The organism is Amycolatopsis circi, assembly GCF_003385235.1.
Classification (GTDB): domain Bacteria; phylum Actinomycetota; class Actinomycetes; order Mycobacteriales; family Pseudonocardiaceae; genus Amycolatopsis; species Amycolatopsis circi.
Map to the genome: position 1 here is coordinate 1 of NZ_PQIA01000009.1, position 12,632 is coordinate 12,632.

General features: G+C 67.9%; 12 protein-coding genes. 8 read left to right on the forward strand and 4 right to left on the reverse strand.

What is annotated here, in order from left to right; genetic code table 11:
• The first annotated feature begins 17 nt into the window (after positions 1 to 17).
• The 4 genes from D0D37_RS04280 to D0D37_RS04295 are packed head-to-tail and all read left to right on the forward strand — an operon-like array spanning position 18 to position 4,539.
• The gene (locus tag D0D37_RS04280; protein ID WP_208719801.1) at positions 18 to 1,250 is read left to right on the forward strand and encodes an ABC transporter substrate-binding protein; all 1,233 of its coding nucleotides are present in this window, start codon (positions 18 to 20) and stop codon (positions 1,248 to 1,250) included.
• A 31-nt stretch (positions 1,251 to 1,281) separates the two neighbouring features.
• Positions 1,282 to 2,142, forward strand: coding sequence for a branched-chain amino acid ABC transporter permease (locus D0D37_RS04285; RefSeq protein ID WP_116199195.1), 861 nt, complete (start codon positions 1,282 to 1,284; stop codon positions 2,140 to 2,142).
• Positions 2,129 to 3,847, forward strand: coding sequence for a branched-chain amino acid ABC transporter ATP-binding protein/permease (locus tag D0D37_RS04290; protein ID WP_116199196.1), 1,719 nt, complete (start codon positions 2,129 to 2,131; stop codon positions 3,845 to 3,847). Before D0D37_RS04285 ends, D0D37_RS04290 begins: the two co-directional genes overlap by 14 nt.
• Positions 3,844 to 4,539, forward strand: a complete 696-nt coding sequence (locus D0D37_RS04295) for an ABC transporter ATP-binding protein (RefSeq protein WP_116199197.1) — start codon at positions 3,844 to 3,846, stop codon at positions 4,537 to 4,539. The genes D0D37_RS04290 and D0D37_RS04295 overlap by 4 nt, the downstream gene beginning before the upstream one ends.
• Positions 4,540 to 4,585: 46 nt before the next feature.
• Here the strand turns inward: D0D37_RS04295 and D0D37_RS04300 are convergent, their stop codons facing one another.
• Together D0D37_RS04300 and D0D37_RS04305 are read right to left on the reverse strand one after the other, a co-directional pair.
• The gene (locus tag D0D37_RS04300; RefSeq protein ID WP_116199198.1) at positions 4,586 to 4,924 is read right to left on the reverse strand and encodes a nuclear transport factor 2 family protein; all 339 of its coding nucleotides are present in this window, start codon (positions 4,922 to 4,924) and stop codon (positions 4,586 to 4,588) included.
• 29 nt (positions 4,925 to 4,953) lie between these two features.
• Positions 4,954 to 5,709 carry an SDR family oxidoreductase gene (locus D0D37_RS04305; RefSeq protein WP_116199199.1) on the reverse strand — a complete coding sequence of 252 codons (756 nt, stop codon included), beginning with the start codon at positions 5,707 to 5,709 and terminating at the stop codon, positions 4,954 to 4,956.
• 70 nt (positions 5,710 to 5,779) lie between these two features.
• On the opposite strand from D0D37_RS04305, the gene D0D37_RS04310 reads away from it, so the two are divergent.
• Positions 5,780 to 6,466: a TetR/AcrR family transcriptional regulator gene (locus D0D37_RS04310; RefSeq protein ID WP_116199200.1), complete on the forward strand. Its 687-nt coding sequence runs from the start codon at positions 5,780 to 5,782 to the stop codon at positions 6,464 to 6,466.
• A 100-nt stretch (positions 6,467 to 6,566) separates the two neighbouring features.
• On the opposite strand, the gene D0D37_RS04315 is transcribed toward D0D37_RS04310, so the two are convergent.
• Positions 6,567 to 7,370 carry an SDR family NAD(P)-dependent oxidoreductase gene (locus D0D37_RS04315; protein WP_116199276.1) on the reverse strand — a complete coding sequence of 268 codons (804 nt, stop codon included), beginning with the start codon at positions 7,368 to 7,370 and terminating at the stop codon, positions 6,567 to 6,569.
• A 16-nt stretch (positions 7,371 to 7,386) separates the two neighbouring features.
• Positions 7,387 to 8,103 carry an SDR family NAD(P)-dependent oxidoreductase gene (locus D0D37_RS04320; protein ID WP_116199201.1) on the reverse strand — a complete coding sequence of 239 codons (717 nt, stop codon included), beginning with the start codon at positions 8,101 to 8,103 and terminating at the stop codon, positions 7,387 to 7,389.
• Between the two features lie 141 nt (positions 8,104 to 8,244).
• Here D0D37_RS04320 and D0D37_RS04325 point away from each other — a divergent pair, with 141 nt between their 5' ends.
• From D0D37_RS04325 to D0D37_RS04335, 3 genes are read left to right on the forward strand one after another with little or no spacing between them, the layout of a single operon-like run.
• Complete coding sequence (locus tag D0D37_RS04325; RefSeq protein ID WP_116199202.1) at positions 8,245 to 10,116, forward strand: primary-amine oxidase; 1,872 nt, start codon at positions 8,245 to 8,247, stop codon at positions 10,114 to 10,116.
• Between the two features lie 10 nt (positions 10,117 to 10,126).
• Positions 10,127 to 10,915: a molybdenum cofactor biosynthesis F family protein gene (locus tag D0D37_RS04330; protein WP_116199203.1), complete on the forward strand. Its 789-nt coding sequence runs from the start codon at positions 10,127 to 10,129 to the stop codon at positions 10,913 to 10,915.
• Positions 10,916 to 10,918: 3 nt separating this feature from the next.
• Positions 10,919 to 12,529 (forward strand): amidohydrolase, encoded by a 1,611-nt coding sequence (locus tag D0D37_RS04335; RefSeq protein WP_116199204.1) that lies wholly within the window; start codon positions 10,919 to 10,921, stop codon positions 12,527 to 12,529.
• The last annotated feature ends 103 nt before the right edge of the window (positions 12,530 to 12,632 follow it).

The following is a 12,632-nucleotide window of genomic DNA, read 5'->3' on the forward strand; positions in this document are numbered from 1 at the left end:
GCAGAAGACGCCATACGATGTCGTCTTCGGTCTCGTGGGTTCGGAGATGTGTATACGAGCCGGCGTTCGGCCCGTTCGGATCGGCGGTGCCCGCGCTCGCCCCGGCCGTGCTGGTCACGCTGGTCGCGGCGGGCTGCGCGGGCACCGCCGATCCGAACGGGCCGATCGTGGTCGGCTCGGTCAACGCGCTGAGCGGACCCGCCACCTTCCCGGAATCCTCCCAGGCCGCCAAGGCCGTCTTCGACGCGGCGAACGCGGCGGGCGGCGTGCACGGGCGCAAGATCGAGTACCACGCCATCGACGACAAGGGCGACCCGGCAGCAGCGGCGGCCGCCGCGCGCGAAATCGTCGGCGGCGATCAGGCGGTGGCGCTGGTCGGTTCTTCCAGCCTCATCGAGTGCCAGATCAACGCCAAGTACTACCAGCAGGAGAAGGTGCTTTCCATCTCCGGCATCGGCGTCGACCCGTCATGCTTCACCAGCCCGAACATCGGGCCGGCCAACGTCGGGCCGTTCCACGACATGACGCTGACCCTGCTGTACGGCTCGGAAGTACTGCACCTGCAGGACATGTGCGCGCTGCTGGAAATCGCCGGGAACACGTTGCCATACTACCGCGCCGCCATCGACGAATGGTCGAAAATCACCGGCAAGAAACTGAAGTACGTCGACGCGACCGTGCCCTACAACGGTTCCGACTACACGCCCTACATCGTCAAGGCTCGCGCGGCCGGCTGCAAAGCGGTGACGGTCAACCCCGTCGAGCCGGACTCGATCGGCCAGCTGAAAGCCGCGCAGGCACAGGGTTGGAAAGATGTGACCTGGCTGCTGCTCACGAGTGTCTACAGTGAACAGTACGCGAAGGCCGTTTCCGACGCGGGCAAGGGCGTTTACGTCCCCGCCGAGTTCTACCCGTTCACCGACCCGTCGAGCCCGCGCACCAAGGAGTGGCGGGATCTCATGACCCGCAACAACATTCCGCTGACCTCGTTCAGCCAGGGCGGCTACCTCGCGGCGAAATACTTCCTGCAGGTGCTGAACGGCATGCAGGGCGACATCACGCGGGAATCGGTGACGAAGGCGCTGCGGGAGATGAAACCGATCACCGATCCGATGGTCGGCACGCCGTACGTGTTCGGCCCCGGGCAGACCCACCACGACAACATCGCGGGCTGGCCGGTGAAGCTCGCGACGGGCACGAACCGGTGGGAGATCTCCGGTACCGACTGGCTGCGGATTCCGCGGCGCTAGCCCGATCCACTCTGGACAGAGGAGAACTGCAATGGTGCAGGGAGCGCTGGCCGGGCTGGCCGCCGGCGGGCTTTACGCGGTGCTGGCGGTGTGCCTGACGTTGATGTCGCGACTGGTCCGCGTCGTCAACTTCGCCCAGGCGGCCACCGGCATGTTCGGCAGTTACGTCGGGGTGGCCCTGTCCGTCCACGGTGGACTGCCGGAATGGCTGGCAGTGGTGCTCGGCGTGCTGCTGGGCGGGTTGCTGAGCGTGCTGATCGGCTGGGTCGTGTCGACCTGGCTGGCCGAAGCAGGCACCGGCACCCGCTCGGCCGTGACTGTCGCGGTATTGCTGCTGTTGATTTCGCTGTCGTTCATCTTGTTCGGCAACAAACCGCAGCCGTTCCAGGCGTTGCTGGCCGGTCCGGCCTTCACCGTCGGCGGCGTGGTGATCAGCCAGGTGACCGTCGTGACGGTCGCGCTGGCGGTGGTGATCGCCTTCGCCGCGCGGCTGATCCTGACAAAGACGCCCGTTGGTATCTCACTGCGCGCTTTGTCGGAACGCCCGACGACAGCTGAGCTGTTAGGCATCCCCGCGAAACGGCTCAGTGCCGCGGTCTGGGGCGCCACCGGCCTGATCAGCACCATCATCATCGTGATCGTCGCACCGTCCCAGTCGAACGACGCCACGTCGCTGGCCATGCTGGTCGTGCCCGCCGCGGCGGCGGCCCTGCTCGGCGGGTTCCGCCGGCTGGACCTCGCCGTCGTCGGCGGTCTGGTGCTCGGCATGCTGCAGGGCGCGCTCGCGCAGGTCGACCAGCTTTCGGTAGTGCGGAATTTCGTCCCGTTCCTGGCCATCGTCGGCCTGCTCGTGTGGTCTCAGCGCAAGGAGGTGTGGGATGCAGCTCGCTGACCGGGGCGCAGTGTCCCGCTTCGGAACCCCACTGGTCGTCGCGGTGGTCGCGGTTCTGGTCGGAATCGGCCTGACCGTCGGCCTCAACGGCTACTTCGCCTACCTCGGCGTGAGCGTCGTAGTAGCCGCCATCGCCCTGCTCGGCCTGGGCGTCGTCACCGGCAGCGCTGGCATGATCTCGTTGTGCCAGCTGACTTTCGGTGCGATCGGCGCGTGGGTCGTCTCCGCGCTGAACGTCGCCGACGCTCCCGGCGGCTTCCTCTTCTGGCTCCTGCTGGGCGGTCTCGCGGCAGGCGTCGTCGGTGTCCTTATTGGACTTCCGGCGCTGCGTCTGCGCGGGATCAACCTGGCGGTGGTGACGCTCGGTCTGGCCGCGGCCGCCGACGTCACTCTGGTGGAAATCCAGTTCCCCGGCACCACTGACGGCGTGTCGGTGGATCGTCCGTCCTTGGTCGCCGACGACAACGCGTACTTCCTGCTCTGCGTCATCGTTCTGATCGTCTGCGCGTTGCTCGTGCACTTCCTCCGGCGCGGTCCGTGGGGCAGCAGCTGGGCCGCGGTAGCGTTCTCCGAGCGCGGCACCGCTGCAGCCGGGGCCAGTGTCCGTACTGCGAAACTCTCGGCTTTCGCGGTCAGCGCCACCCTGGGCGGCATCAGCGGCGGTCTGCTCACCGCGCAGGTCGGGTTCGCGTTCCCGACAAGTTTCGCCCCGATGCAGTCGCTGGCGTTGTACGTCCTCGCCATCATGTCCGGTGCACACCTGATTGATATGGCAGTGTTCGGCGCTGTCCTCTGGGTTGCCGTACCAGAGCTGTTGAAGCGATGGGGAGTCCCGCAAGACTGGGGTTACGTGATCTTCGGCTTGCTGGGCATCCAAGCTCTGGCTGGCCGCGGCAACCTGGGTACCGCGATCCGTGAACTGTGGCGTCGCCGTTCGAGGGCCAGCGCCGGAGTCCAGATCACCGCACTGGGCGAAGAACCTCCGCGCCTGCCACCCGGTGAGCCGGTGCTCGTGGTCCGCGGACTGAGCGTCACCTTCGGCCAAGTCAAAGCACTGTCCGGAGTGGACTTAGCCGTCCCGAAGGGCGGAGTGCTAGGCGTGATCGGGCCGAACGGTGCCGGAAAGTCCACTTTGGTCGACGCGATCAGCGGCTTCCTGCCCCAAGCCGAGGGAACCGTCGAGCTAGCCGACCGTCCGCTCACCGGCAACCCCACGCAACGAGCCCGCTCCGGTCTCCGCCGAACGTTCCAGCAAGACCGGGTCCCGTCGGGCTTGACCATCGAGGCGTACGTCCGCTTCGTAGCTCGCCGTCGCCCGCCCGCCGCCGAAGTCGCTGCAGCGCTGGAGTTTTTCGGCTGTCCGCCAGCCGCAACGCCGCTGGACCGGGTCGACGTGGGCGCGCGCCGGTTGGTCGAAGTCGTCGGCCACCTCATGGCAAAGCCCCAGGTGCTGCTCCTGGACGAACCAGCGGCGGGCCTTCCGCACGAGGAGCACGTGGCCTTCGGCGAACGCCTGCGTCAGGTTCCGGCCAGGTTCGGCGTCTCGGTGCTGATCATCGAACACGACCTCGACCTGGTCCGGTCGGTCTGCGACACCCTGACCGTGCTCGACTTCGGCGAGGTGCTGGCGAGCGGTCCGCAAGCAGAGGTACTGGCCGATCCGGCGGTGCTGAAGGCATACCTGGGCGAAACGGAGATGCTGTGAGCACGCTGCGAATCGAGAACCTGACCGTCACACGCGGCGCGGGCCCAGTCATCGCCGACGTCGGCCTGACGCTGGAACCGGGCAAGATCACCGCCCTCGTCGGCCCGAACGGTGCGGGCAAGACCAGCCTGCTGGAAGCGTTGTCCGGCGTGATCCCCGCGGCGTCCGGGACTATCCACGTTGGACACACGGACGTCACCAAGCACTCCCGGGTGTCCAGAGCGCGGCTCGGACTGGCGCATGTGGAACAGGGACGGGCGGTCTTCGCCAGCCTGACCGTCCTGGAAAACCTCCGCCTGACCGCCAAAACCCCCGCCGGGGTCGACGAAGTCCTGGCGCTCTTCCCAGAACTGGAGAAACGCAAGAACTCGCCCGCCGCCCTGCTGTCCGGCGGCGAGCAGCAGATGGTGGTGCTGGGCCGGGCCTTCGCGGCGAAGCCCAAATTCCTGCTTATCGACGAGATGTCCCTGGGTCTGGCACCCGCCGTCTTCACCAGACTTCTCCCGGCAGTAACCGAGTTCGCCAACGCGGGCGCGGCGATCCTTCTGGTGGAACAGTTCACCCACCTGGCGCTGAAAGTCGCACAGGAAGCCCTGGTCGTCTCCTCGGGCAAGGTCACCTACACCGGCGAGTCGCAGCCGCTGCTGGACAACCCGGGCACCTTGCACCAGGCGTACCTGGGCACCAACTGACCCGGGGCGTGGGCGTTCCGCGGTGGAACGCCCACGCCCCGGCCGTTCAGCCTTCGCGGATGGTCATCTTGGCGAGCCGGTCGCCGTCGACGTCGAAGACGAACTTCGACCGTCCGTTGGCGTGCTTGCTGCGCCAATCCCCGACAACGGTGACGGTGCCGCCGTCGTCGCCGGAGACCGTGACCTCCTCCGGGGTCAGGACGCCGCGCGAGCCGATGAACTCGACGTCGCTCCAGCCCTTGATCTCGGCGCGTCCGGTGAACGACCGGCCCCAGTCGTCCACGACGCCGTTTTCGGTGAACGCGTCGAGGAACGCGGCGTCGTCGTGCCGGTTGACCGCGTCGACGAACGACGCCACCGGTTCCGGAATCTCCACTTCGGACATTGCGTTTCCCTTGCTGTCGTAGGTGAAACTCAGCGGGTGGTGTAACCGCCGTTGGCGAAGACAGTCTGCCCGGTGATCCACCAGCCGGACGTCGCGAGGAACGACACGATCGGGGCGATGTCCTCGATCTTGGTCAGCTGCCCGCCCATCGCCTGCGACTTGTGGAATTCCACCCGTTCCGGGGTTTCCTGGCCGTAGAAGAACGGCGTGTCCATCGGGCCGGGCCCGACCGCGGTGACCGAGATCCCGCGCGGGGCGAATTCCTTGGCCGCGGCGCGGGTGAAGTGCTCTACCGGGCTCTTGCCGCCGGCGTAGGTCGAGTACCCGTCGGTGAACGCCGCGAGCAGGCTGGTCACGATGGTGATGATCTTGCCGCCGTCGGCGACGTTCTTGCCCGCTTCTTTGATGAAGAAGTACGCGGCCTTCGAGTTGATGTCGAACATCGAGTCGTACTCGTCCTCGGTGGTCTCGACGATCGGCTTGCGCAGCACCTTGCCCACCGTGTTCACCGCGACGTCGATCTTCCCGAGCGCGGCCTCGGCGTCCGCGAACAACTTCGCCACGTTCGCCGGGACGGTCAGGTCGCCGGTGAGGACGACGCCCTTGCCGCCCGCCTCCTCGACCGCGGCGAGAGTCTCCTCCGCCCGCGGACGGGTCGACTCGGAGTTGTAGTGGATCGCGACGTTCGCGCCGGCCTGCGCGGCCTGCCTGCTGATGAGCCCGCCCAGGTTCTTCGCCCCGGCGGCGACCAGGACGTTCTTGCCCTTGAGGGTGTGGTCGGTCATGAGGACCCCTCCATCTCTTTATCGCTGATATGCGTCACTGTATCAGTGACACAGCGGCTACCATAGCGGTGTGACACAGATTGCGAACGCGGATACACGGACCCGGCTCTTGGACGCCGCCGCCGAGCAGGTCGCCGCGACGCCGGGCGAGGACATCTCGCTGCGCGCGATCTGCGCCCAAGCCGGCGTGAAAATGCCGACGCTGTACCACTTCTTCGGCAGCAAACAGGGCCTGCTGGACGCGGTCGTCGAGCGCGGTTTCGACCTGTACCTGGCGGAAAAAGGCGCGCACGAGCCGTCCGGCGACCCGATCCAGGACCTGCGCGACGGCTGGGACGCCCACGTCGCCTTCGGGATCGCGAACCCCGGCTTCTACACGCTCATGTACGGCCAGGTCCACCCCGGCCACGCCCCCGCGGCGCAAGAACGGCCCAGCGCGATGCTCCGAGCCCTGACGAAAGCCGCCGCCGACCAGGGACGCCTGACGGTCCCGCCGGACCAGGCAGCCGCGCACATCCTCGTGGCCAACATCGGCGTCACGCTGCGCCAGATCATCCTCGCCGAAGAGGACCGCCCGCTGTCGACGGCGGTCCGGGAAGGCGCGATCGCCGCGATCACCGGCACCGCCGCCACCGACAACCGGCACTCCGAAATCCACCGCGTACTGGAACACGCGGCCGCGAACCCGGAAATCCTGGGCTCGGAGGAAACACAACTGCTGACCAAATGGCTGCGAAAACTGGCCGAATCAAGCTGACCCATGCCACCGCGAACCAACCCTGGTGGGCAATGCAGAAGTCCGTGAGGGGAACCCTCACGGACTTCTCAACGGAGCAGAGATGCTCAGGCTGGGGTGCTTACGACCCCATCCCAGCCCGCTCGAACGCCAGCGTCGGCAGGTCGACCGCGTGCGCCCCACCATCAGCGACCAACACCGCACCGGTGATGTACGAAGACTCCGAAGACCCGAGGAACCGAACAATAGAAGCAATTTCCTCCGGCTCGGCAGGACGCCGCAGCGGCACCTCAGCAGTCACCCGCCGATACCCCTCGTCATGCCCGCCGTCAAATCCGGCCGCCTCAGCGAACTGCTCCATTTCCCCATCCGCCATCGGAGTCCGAACCCACCCCGGGCACACCGCATTAGCCCGCACCCCGCGCGGGCCGTAATCCCGGGCAATAGACCGAGTCAACCCGATCAACGCGTGCTTGGCCACCGTGTACCCCGCGACATTGGGCCCAGCGAACAACCCGGCCAGCGAAGAAACAATAACGACCTGCCCGCCGCTCTTCACCAGCGAAGGCAATGCCGCACGGCAAAACACAAACGCACTGGACAAATTGGACCGAAGCGCGATCTCCCACTCCTCGTCCCCGGTGTCCACCACCGAAGACAGCCCATGCCCGCCGGCATTAGCCACGATCACGTCCAGCCGCCCGTACTTCTCGAGAATCTCCGCGATCGCCGCCTCCGCGTCCTCGCGAACGCTGGCGTCACAGGCGATCACGTGCGCGCCGGTCTCCGCCGCGACCTTCTCCAGCGGTTCCCGCCGCCGGCCCAGAACCACGACCTGCGCACCTTCTCCGGCGTACCGCCGAGCAACCGCAGCCCCAATGCCCGTCCCTCCGCCGGTAATCGCCACGACCCGCGTGTCTGCCATCGTCATTCCATCCCTTTCAAGCAGGAAACCCAGACCGAGCCGAAAAGCCGAAGTCGGCGAGCAAGGCCTGTCCGTTCACCGTCCGCGCCCGCGCGGAAGCCAGATACAACACCTGCTGGGCCACCTCCTCGGCCGCCTGCACCGGGAATCCCGGTTCGTCCAGCAGGTCCCCCAAATCCCCCCGCGCCATCGGCGTATCGACCACCGACGGGCACACGCAGTTGACCCGCACCCCGTCGAACTCGACCGACAGCGCCCGCGTCAACGACACCACCGCGCCCTTCGACGCGCAGTAGGGCACCATCCCCGGCGCACACACGAACGCCGAATCGCTGGCCAGGAAGACGATCGAACTCCCGGCTCCCAGCCACGGCCGCGCGTGCTTCGCGACCAGGAACTGGCCCAGCACGTTCACCGACATGACCGCGGTGAAGTCCGCGGCGCTGGTCTCCGCGAGCGGCCGTCCGACCGGCCCTGATATCCCAGCGCAGCCGACTACCACGTCAAGCCCGCCGAACGACTCCGCCACGAGCTGCACCGCCGCGGCGACCTGGTCCTCGTCGGTGAGGTCCGCCCGCGCCGCGACGACGTCGCCCGGCAACGAGGGCGGCCGGACCCGGTCGAGGACCCCGACCCGCGCGCCCTCCTCCAGGAACGCCCGCGCGCAGGCCAGTCCGATCCCGGACGCCGCCCCGGTGATCAGCACGGCCTTGCCGGAAAGGTCGAGTCGCATTCCGCAATCCTGCAGCAACGGCCCTTCCGGGGATTGGCGACGAGTGCATCCTTGTTGTCAGCGACCGCACGACCCCCGAGCCCGGCTACCGCTGCCCCCGGGCCACCGCGAACACTGCGGCGAGGAGCGCGAAGGGACACCATGAGCAACGCACACCCCCACCCCCTTGACCCGCTGACCGCCGACGAGCTCGCGGCCGGCCGGGCAGTGCTGGAGGCACAGGGGCTGATCACCGAGACGACCCGGTTTCCGCAGGTCCTCCCGGTGGAGCCGGACAAGGCCGCCGTACTGGCCGGTGCCCGGACCGACCGCCGGATCCAGTTCACCCTGCTCGACACCGCGACCGGCGAATCGGCCGACGCGGTCGTCTCGGTGACGGGCAAGGAGCTGGTCAGCCACGAGAAGTGCGGCGAGGGCCAGCCGCCGTATCTCTTCGAGGAATACGACCTGGCCGAGGCCATCACGAAGGCCTCCCCGGAGTGGCAGGCCGCGATGCGGCGCCGCGGCCTCGGCGACCGCATCGAGCACGCGTTCTGCGCCCCGCTCGCCCCCGGTTACTTCGGTCGCGAGGACGAGACCGGCCGGGTCATCCGTTCGCTCACCTTCCTGCGCGAGGACAGCACCGACAGCCCCTGGGCGCATCCGGTCGAGGGCCTGGTCGCGCACCTCAACCTCACCGAGCAGCGCGTCCTCCGCGTCGAGGACGAGGGCGACACCCCAGTCCCGGAGGACTCCGGCCGCTACGGCCACCACCCCGCGCGGACCACGCTCAAGCCGATCGAGATCACCCAGCCGGAAGGCCCGAGCTTCCAGGTCGACGGCTCGCTGGTGACGTGGGAGGGCTGGCAGCTGCGCGTCGGCTTCAACGCGCGCGAGGGCCTCACCCTGCACCAGCTGACCTTCCAGGACCGCTCGGTGATATATCGCGCCTCGGTGCCTGAGATGGTTGTTCCCTACGGTGACACCTCAATCGGCCGGTTCTGGATCAGCTACTTCGACGCCGGCGAATACCTGCTCGGCAAGAACGGCAACAGCCTGCGCCTGGGCTGCGACTGCCTCGGCGTGATCCACTACTTCGACGCCTTCCTCGCCGACGACCACGGCCAGCCGGTGCGCGTGCCGAACGCGATCTGCATGCACGAGGAGGACTACGGGATCCTCTGGAAGCACACGGATCTCGACTCCCATGCCGAGGTGCGCCGTTCGCGTCGCCTGGTGATCTCGTCGATCTCCACCATCGGCAACTACGACTACGGCTTCTTCTGGTATCTCTACCTCGACGGCACCATCGAATGCGAGGCCAAAGCGACCGGCATCGTCTTCTCCGGCGCCGGCGAACCCGGGTCTGCGCAGCCGCACGCGTCCGAGATCGCGCCCGGTCTGTTCGCTCCGGTGCACCAGCACCTGTTCTGCGCCCGGCTCGACTTCGCCGTCGACGGCCAGCGCAACTCGGTGTACGAAGTGGACGCTGTCGGGATTCCGATCGGCGAAGACAACCCGTATGGCAACGCCTTCACCTGGAAGGCCACGGAACTGCGCACCGAACAGGAAGCGAAACGGCACGCGAACCCGGCGACCGCACGGGTGTGGGAAGTCCGCAGCACCGAGCACACCAACCGGCTTGGCGCGCCGACCGCCTACCAGCTCGTGCCGCGGCCGTCGGCAACCCTGATGGCGCAACCGGAATCGTCGGTGTACCAGCGCGCGACATTCGCCACGAACCACCTGTGGGTCACGCCGTACGCGCCCGGTGAACGCTTCCCGGCGGGCGACCGTCCCAACGCGCACCCGGGAGGGGCCGGCCTGCCCACGTGGACGGCGGCGGACCGCTCCGTCAGCGACACCGACGTCGTGCTGTGGCACGTCTTCGGCCCCACGCACATCCCGCGTCCGGAGGACTGGCCGGTCATGCCGGTCGACTACTCCGGATTCATGGTGCGCCCCTACGGGTTCTGCGACCGGAACCCGGCACTCGACCTGCCCGCCGCCGCTCACGGCCACTGCGAACACTGAGGAAGGCTCCATGCCCGCGACCAATCTGTCCGACACCTCCACCTGGCTCCCGCTCGACGGTCTCGCTCCCGGCTTCGACGCCAACAAAGCGGCCACTGTGGACGATCTCGACAACCAGTCGTTCACTTTGGACTGTGCCGACGGTGGCACGTTCTCGATCAGCTTCTCCGCAGGCCGCGCGTCCTGGGACGAGGACGGTGCCACCGGCGAGACCGCTTCCGAGACGTTCCTCGTGGACGCCGGACTGTTCTACGTGCAGTTCCACCCCGGCGCGGAAACCTCGTTCAGCCTGCTGCTGGACGTCCGCCAGGGCCGCGCGCTGGTCATCACGAGCACGATCGGCGACGGACTTCCCCGGGTGACGCAACGGTTCCGTCCGGCGACCATTCAGGGCCGCGAGGCGCACGGCGAGGAGATTGCGCCCAGCACCGCGCTGATCGGCCGCCGCGTGCAGTGGGTCTACAGCGAGGAGCACGCGTACGAGCACGTTTACCTCACCCCGCACTGGTACAGCTGGCAGTGCCTCTCCGGTCCGGAGCGCGGGCTCGCCGACACCGACGAGAACTCCGTTTACCAGATCCGGCCCGGGATCTACGTGTTCTCCTGGCGCGAGAAGGTCATCCCGTGCGCGTCGGTGACCGTGGCCGACCACCGGAACGTGCGGGAACTGCGGTCGCACGGTTCGCTGTTCGGGCTGGGCGAGGACGGCAAGTCGCCGACGCACTTCACCTTCGGCGCGTACGGCCGGCTGCTCAGCAACACCGCCTATTCGCCGGACTACGACCCCGCTGGACAGTGACCCGTGGCGCCTGAACTGCTTCTCACCAACGCCACTGTGTACACAGTGGACGAAGACCGGCCGTGGGCGACCTCGCTCGCGGTGGAGAACGGCCGGGTGTCGACCGCCGAGGCCGGTCCGGACACCGAGGTCCTCGATCTCGGCGGCGCGTTTGTGTTGCCGGGATTCGTGGACGTGCACAGCCATCACGCCCTCGCCGGACGTGAATTGTTCGAGCTGCGCCTGGAAAGCGGCTCGGGGTTGCCGGAAATCCTCGCCGCAGTACGGGAATGGTCTTCGCGGCTCGGGCCGGACGAATGGGTGGTCGGCGGTGCCTGGCCGTCCACTTTGGCCTCCGAGCTTGGCCACGACTCCGTGCGGCAAGCCTTGGACGAGGCGGCGGGCGGACGTCCGGTCGTGCTCATGGAGGACAGCAGGCACAACCGCTGGGCGAGCAGCCGGGCGCTGGAACTGGCCGGAATCGACGCGTCCACTCCGGACCCGACGGGCGGGACGATCCACCGCGACCTGACGAGCGGCGCGCCGACCGGTTTGCTCATCGAGACCGCGGGCTTGGCGGTAGAGCGGGCGATGCGGGACACGCGCACGCTCACCGCCGAGCAGCACGCCGAGGCGTCGCGGCGGGCGATCGAAATCCTGCACTCGTACGGGATTACGGCGTTCCAGGACGCTGGTGCCACGCTGGACATCCTCGCCGCGCTGAAGTCCCTCGACGACGCTGGTGAACTGGCCGCGTGGGTCGTGTCGTCGATGCTGGTGAACGACCCGATCTTCGGCGCGGACCCGATCGGCAAGCCGCTGCTCGACCGCGCCGCGGCGTACCGCAGCGAGCATCACCGTCCGGACTTCGTGAAGATCTTCCTCGACGGCACCCCGCCCGCGCACACCGCGGCGTTCCTGGAGCCGTACCTGCACCACGAGTGCTTCTGCGGCGACACCACGATGCCGCCGGAGGAACTCGCGGGCTGGCTGGACGTCGCAGTCTCGGCCGGGCTTTCGGCGAAGATCCACTGCGCGGGCGACGCGGCTGTCCGGGCCACTTTGGACGCTGCCGGAGCCCTGCGAGCCGGTGGCGACTACACGACGAAAATCCAAGTCGCGCACGGACAGTTCATCCACCCGGACGACCTGGAGCGGTTCGCGACGCTCAACGTCTCGGCGGACATCTCCCCGTTCCTGTGGGTCCCCGGAGTGATCCCGGACGCCATCGCACAGGTGATTCCCGCCGAACGCGCGGCGCGGATGCAGCCGAACCGCACCCTGCTGGACACCGGCGCGCTGGTCGCGGGCGGCTCGGACTGGCCGGTGAGCGAATCCCCGAACGCCTGGGAGGGCATCGAGGGCCTGATCACCCGGCAGGACCCGTACGGCAAGCATCCCGGGAGCCTGTGGCCGGAGCAGGCGATCACGCTGGCCGAGGCGATCCAGGTGTTCACGCTGAACTCGGCGCGGGCGTGCGGGCTGGACGACGTGACTGGGTCGCTGTCGCCGGGGAAGTCGGCGGATTTCGCGGTGCTGGACCAGGATCCGTTCAAGACCCCGGCGAACGAGCTGGCCGGGATCAAGGTGCGGGAGACGTGGTTCGGGGGGAAGCGGGTTTTCGCGCGGGATTGACGCGGGATTGACGCCGGATTGACGGGGTCGTGCGTGGTTGTGCCGGTTCTAAGCGGGATAACCACGCACGACCTCCGCGGCGCGTGCGGGATTTTCCCCAAGT

What these genes read in the sequence shown, in the direction of transcription:
- D0D37_RS04280 (WP_208719801.1), top strand. Translation starts at nt 18, where the DNA reads ATGTCGTCTTCGGTCTCGTGGGTTCGGAGATGTGTATACGAGCCGGCG.
- D0D37_RS04325 (WP_116199202.1), top strand. Translation starts at nt 8,245, where the DNA reads ATGAGCAACGCACACCCCCACCCCCTTGACCCGCTGACCGCCGACGAG.
- D0D37_RS04320 (WP_116199201.1), bottom strand. Translation starts at nt 8,103, where the DNA reads ATGCGACTCGACCTTTCCGGCAAGGCCGTGCTGATCACCGGGGCGGCG.
- D0D37_RS04290 (WP_116199196.1), top strand. Translation starts at nt 2,129, where the DNA reads ATGCAGCTCGCTGACCGGGGCGCAGTGTCCCGCTTCGGAACCCCACTG.
- D0D37_RS04330 (WP_116199203.1), top strand. Translation starts at nt 10,127, where the DNA reads ATGCCCGCGACCAATCTGTCCGACACCTCCACCTGGCTCCCGCTCGAC.
- D0D37_RS04315 (WP_116199276.1), bottom strand. Translation starts at nt 7,370, where the DNA reads ATGGCAGACACGCGGGTCGTGGCGATTACCGGCGGAGGGACGGGCATT.
- D0D37_RS04300 (WP_116199198.1), bottom strand. Translation starts at nt 4,924, where the DNA reads ATGTCCGAAGTGGAGATTCCGGAACCGGTGGCGTCGTTCGTCGACGCG.
- D0D37_RS04285 (WP_116199195.1), top strand. Translation starts at nt 1,282, where the DNA reads ATGGTGCAGGGAGCGCTGGCCGGGCTGGCCGCCGGCGGGCTTTACGCG.
- D0D37_RS04305 (WP_116199199.1), bottom strand. Translation starts at nt 5,709, where the DNA reads ATGACCGACCACACCCTCAAGGGCAAGAACGTCCTGGTCGCCGCCGGG.